Origin of the sequence: Christiangramia crocea (genome assembly GCF_022410465.1) — a bacterium.
Classification (GTDB): Bacteria; Bacteroidota; Bacteroidia; order Flavobacteriales; family Flavobacteriaceae; genus Christiangramia; species Christiangramia crocea.
In genome coordinates, this window is the sequence record NZ_JAJSON010000006.1 from 1 (window position 1) to 4656 (window position 4656).

Consider the following 4656-nt stretch of genomic DNA (forward strand, 5'->3'; position numbering starts at 1 on the left):
AAAGATTAAAGATATGGCTCAATATACAAGATTAGAAGTAGCTTCGGTGATGAAAGAAGTAGGGATGGTTCCTTTGTTCTTTCATTCCGATGTGGAACTGGGAAAGCAGGTGCTGAAAGCTTGCTACGACGGGGGTGCCCGTTTGCTGGAATTTACCAGCCGTGGAGATTTCGCATTTGAAGTATTTGGTGAACTCAATAAGTACGCTTTGAAGGAACTACCGGGAATGATCCTGGGAGTCGGTTCTGTAACAGACGCTGCTGCTGCATCGCTTTATATGCAGTTAGGAGCCAATTTCATTGTTACTCCCGTGCTTAGGGAAGACATCGCTGTGGTTTGTAACCGCCGTAAGGTGCTTTGGTCCCCGGGTTGTGGTTCTCTTACGGAGATTGCCCGTGCCGAAGAACTGGGATGTGAAATCGTGAAATTATTCCCCGGCGATATTTACGGACCGCAGTTTGTAAAAGGGGTAAAAGGGCCACAACCCTGGACCAGCATTATGCCTACCGGAGGTGTTTCTCCGGATGAAGAAAACCTTAAGGGATGGTTTAATGCAGGGGTAACCTGCGTGGGAATGGGTTCCAAACTCATCTCAAAAGAGATTCTGGCAACTAAAGATTTTGATAAGTTGCAAAATACCGTAGCGGAAACTTTATCACTTATCCAGCGGCTGAAAAAATAGCCCCTGGGTGAGAAGAAGAATTTTCGCCTAATAAAGTATCGGCAATGAACAGGTTCATTGCCGGTTTGATAATATGCTTGAAGGATTAAACAATTCATGGAGGCAGAACCGAAAAATAAAAGAAAAGTGGTCACTTTCGGCGAAGTGCTGATGCGACTCTCGCCTGCCGAGAATCGCAAGTTGCAGCAGGCGACGCATCTTGATTTTTTTTTCGGAGGTACTGAAATGAATGTAGCAGCCTCCCTGGCCTATTTCGGTGTTCCGGTGCAGCATATTACGAATGTCTCCAACGATATTGTAGGGGATGCAGCTATAGCCACCTTGCGTAAATTCGGAATTGAAGTTTCACAGGTAAAAAAGGTAGATCATCCACTTGGGATCTACTTTCTTGAAGTAGGCTCCGCCATGCGTTCCAGCCAGATAGCCTATAACAGGCTCCATAGTGCGTTTGCGAATATTACTCCGGAAAGTGTGGATTGGGAGGAAATTCTTGAAGATGCAGATTACCTGCACTGGGCTGGAATATCACCTGCAATCTCAGAGGGCGCTTATCAAACTCTGAAAAAAGGATTAGAAATAGCCAGAGAAAAGAAGATCGTTGTGACTGCCGATCCTGCCTACAGAAGCAATCTATGGAAATACGGAAGAAAGAGCCAGGAAGTACTGGCAGAGCTGGTAGATCTATCCTCGATCTTCATCGGGGGGGTGAATGAAATTAATGAGATACTAGGATCTGATTATCCTTTTGAAGAAGAGGGTTTTATTGAAGGCAGCAAGGCACTGCTTCAAGCTCATCCTTCTATAGAAAAGATTTTCGATAAGGTTCGCACCAGTGTAAGTTCTTCCTGGCAAAAGATATCTGGCCGGGCCTGGAACGGTAAGAATTATTTAACCAGCGAGGAACTGGAAATAAGAGATGTTGTTGACAGGATTGGAACCGGGGATGCTTATGCCGCCGGAGTCTTATATGGATTGCAGCATTTTGACGACCAAGAGGTCCTGAATTTTGCCAACGCGGCCTGTGCTTTAAAACATACGCATGTTGGAGATGCCAACCTGGTAAGTGTGGAGGAAGTACTGGAAGTGGTAAGTGGCAATGTTAGTGGAAGAATTAAGAGATAATTAGTTAAAACAGAAATGATAAAAAGAATTGAACATAGAATTTCCCTGAATAAAAAGGCTTCCGGATTATTAACTGTCTTCAGCCTTTTGATCAGTAAAAAAGAAAACCATGAGAATTAGGATCCGATCTTTTTTGCTTTGTGCCATGGCGGTTATGATTTTCGTGGGTTGTGCAGAAAAATCAAAAACCAGAATAATAAAATTGGGACATGGTCTTGATACCAGTCATCCTGTACATAAGGCGATGGTTTTTATGGGGGAGCGACTGGCAGAAAAATCGGGAGGCACCATGCGCATTGATATATACCCCAATCAACAGCTGGGTTCAGAGCGTGAATGTCTGGAGCTATTGCAGATAGGAAGTCTTGGAATGACCAAGGTCTCTACGGGGGTTATGGAGAATTTTGCTACAAGTTTAAAGGTTTTTGGACTTCCGTTCTTATTCAGGGACCGTGAACACAGGTTCAATGTTCTGGAAAGTGAAATAGGTGAGGATTTTCTTAATTCCAGTATCGATAAACGTTTAAAAGGTTTAACCTTTTATGATGCCGGCAGTCGTAGTTTCTATACCAAAAAGCCTATTGAAACCCCAAAGGACCTTGAGGGTTTGAAGATACGTGTGATGGAAAGTCAAACTGCCATCAATATGGTAAAGAACCTGGGAGGTTCACCAACCCCTATCGCCTGGGGAGAATTATATACGGCCCTTCAACAGGGAATCGTCGATGGTGCAGAGAATAACCTGCCCAGTTTTCACCTTTCCAGGCACTATGAAGTTTGTAAATATTACCTGGTTGACGAGCATACGGCACTTCCCGATGAACTGGTGATTGGAACGCCGGTATGGAACAAGCTCTCTGGAGAGCAACAAACATGGCTCAAGGAAGCAGCGATGGAATCTTCCGAATATCAAAAAAAATTATGGCGTGAAGCCGAATTAAAAGCTTTGGAGGAAATTAAGGCAGCCGGGGTTACGGTGATTCAAGCCGAAAAAGAAAAATTTAGAGAGAAAGTACAGCCTATGTACGATGAATTCAGCAAAGACCCTGAAATGAAACAAATAATACAAGATATACAAGCAGTAGAATAGTATGAAAAAGCGCTTAGATAAATTCTTAGGAGCCGTTTTGGTAGCCTTGATGACTGTTATGGTAGTGGCTGTTTTATGGCAGGTATTTTCAAGATATGTAATGCAATCGCCCAGTTCTGTTACCGAAGAACTGGCGAGATACCTTCTTATTTGGATCGGGATCCTGGGGGCTGCATACGCTGCCGGGCAGCAGGAGCATCTTGCCATTAACCTGCTGGAGGAAAAGCTTAATAAGAAAAACCAAAAGAGGCTCAGGATAGGGATCGATGTTTTGATCATTTTTTTCTGTGTTACCGTACTGATAATAGGAGGAGGAAACCTGGTGTATGTTAATTATGACCTGGGACAGAGTTCTGCTGCCCTGGAAATTCCCTTGTATATAGTTTACATGGTAGTGCCCTTGAGCGGATTTCTTATTACCATTTATAAAGTAAATGAAATTATGAACCCTGAAAAATACCTGGTATGATATCTGAAGTTTTAATCCTGGTCATTTCTTTTGTGGTTCTACTCTCTATTGGGGTTCCGGTGGCTTGGTCCATTGGTTTATCCTGTCTTTTTACCATGCTTGCCAGCATAGATTCACTGGCGGCATTTACCACTGTTTCCCAGCGAATGGCCACAGGGCTGGATAGTTTTTCACTGCTGGCTATTCCTTTCTTTATACTGGCGGGACAGATCATGAACCAGGGAGGGATTGCCAATCGGCTCATTAACTTTGCCAAGGCGCTTATTGGTTCGCTGCCCGGTGGACTCGTATATGTAAATGTGATCGCAGCTATGTTGTTCGGGGCTATTTCAGGTTCTGCCGTAGCCGCGGCATCTGCCATAGGTGGGATCCTGGGGCCACCCATGGAAAAAGAGAATTATTCCAGGGAATTCGGTGCCGCTATTAATGTAACGGCATCTACCACTGGACTTGTTATTCCCCCTTCTAATGTACTGATCGTATATTCCCTGGCTAGTGGAGGGGTTTCTATTGCCTCGCTTTTCCTGGCGGGTTATCTCCCGGGAATTCTGATGGGCCTCGCCCTGATGCTGGTCGCGGCAGTCTGGATCAAGAAAAAGAAGTATCCAGCTGGTAATTCTACCAGTTTGGGACTACTGGTCTCTACCTTTTTAAAGGCCCTTCCAAGTTTATTATTGCTTGTAGTGGTAATTGGCGGGATTGTCTCCGGAATATTCACTGCCACGGAAGCCTCGGGGATTGCTGTTCTATACTGCCTGGTGCTTTCTTTTATTTACAGGGAACTGGATAGTAAGACGCTCTATAATGTGTTTTTGAGTTCGGTAGGAACCACGGCTATCGTAATGCTTCTTATCGCTACCTCTATGAGTATGTCCTGGGTAATGTCTTATGAAAATATTCCGCAAACTGTAAGTGAAGCATTGTTGGCACTGAGCGATAATAAATATGTGATTTTACTTATCATAAACCTGCTATTGCTTTTTGTTGGAACATTTATGGACATGACGCCAGCGGTACTGATATTCACCCCCATATTTTTACCGGTGATGCAGAACCTGGGCGTAGACCCGGTGCATTTCGGGATCATTATGGTGATGAACCTATGTGTGGGACTCTGTACCCCTCCGGTAGGTTCAGTCCTCTTTATTGGCGTAGGAGTGGCCAAGACCACCATTCAAAAAGTTATTAAACCTTTGATCCCTTTGTATATTGTGATGGCAATAGTATTACTATTGGTGACCTTTATTCCGGCCATCAGCCTTTGGTTACCAAATCTATTTGAATAAAAATAAC

Annotated in this window: 5 protein-coding genes; all 5 read left to right on the forward strand. The window is 44.1% G+C overall.

The window, feature by feature from the left end; all coding sequences use genetic code 11:
- Nucleotides 1–13 precede the first annotated feature (13 nt).
- The 5 genes from LU635_RS01665 (at nt 14) to LU635_RS01685 (ending at nt 4649) form a co-directional block, all read left to right on the forward strand.
- Nucleotides 14–682 carry a bifunctional 4-hydroxy-2-oxoglutarate aldolase/2-dehydro-3-deoxy-phosphogluconate aldolase gene (locus tag LU635_RS01665; RefSeq protein ID WP_240095534.1) on the forward strand — a complete coding sequence of 223 codons (669 nt, stop codon included), beginning with the start codon at nt 14–16 and terminating at the stop codon, nt 680–682.
- A 96-nt stretch (nt 683–778) separates the two neighbouring features.
- Entirely contained in the window at nt 779–1804 is a 1026-nt protein-coding gene (locus LU635_RS01670) for a sugar kinase (protein ID WP_240095526.1), read from the forward strand.
- Between the two features lie 109 nt (nt 1805–1913).
- Nucleotides 1914–2894 carry a TRAP transporter substrate-binding protein gene (locus LU635_RS01675; protein ID WP_240095528.1) on the forward strand — a complete coding sequence of 327 codons (981 nt, stop codon included), beginning with the start codon at nt 1914–1916 and terminating at the stop codon, nt 2892–2894.
- Nucleotide 2895: 1 nt separating this feature from the next.
- Nucleotides 2896–3363, forward strand: coding sequence for a TRAP transporter small permease (locus LU635_RS01680; protein ID WP_240095530.1), 468 nt, complete (start codon nt 2896–2898; stop codon nt 3361–3363).
- Nucleotides 3360–4649 (forward strand): TRAP transporter large permease, encoded by a 1290-nt coding sequence (locus LU635_RS01685; protein ID WP_240095532.1) that lies wholly within the window; start codon nt 3360–3362, stop codon nt 4647–4649. The genes LU635_RS01680 and LU635_RS01685 overlap by 4 nt, the downstream gene beginning before the upstream one ends.
- Nucleotides 4650–4656: the final 7 nt, after the last annotated feature.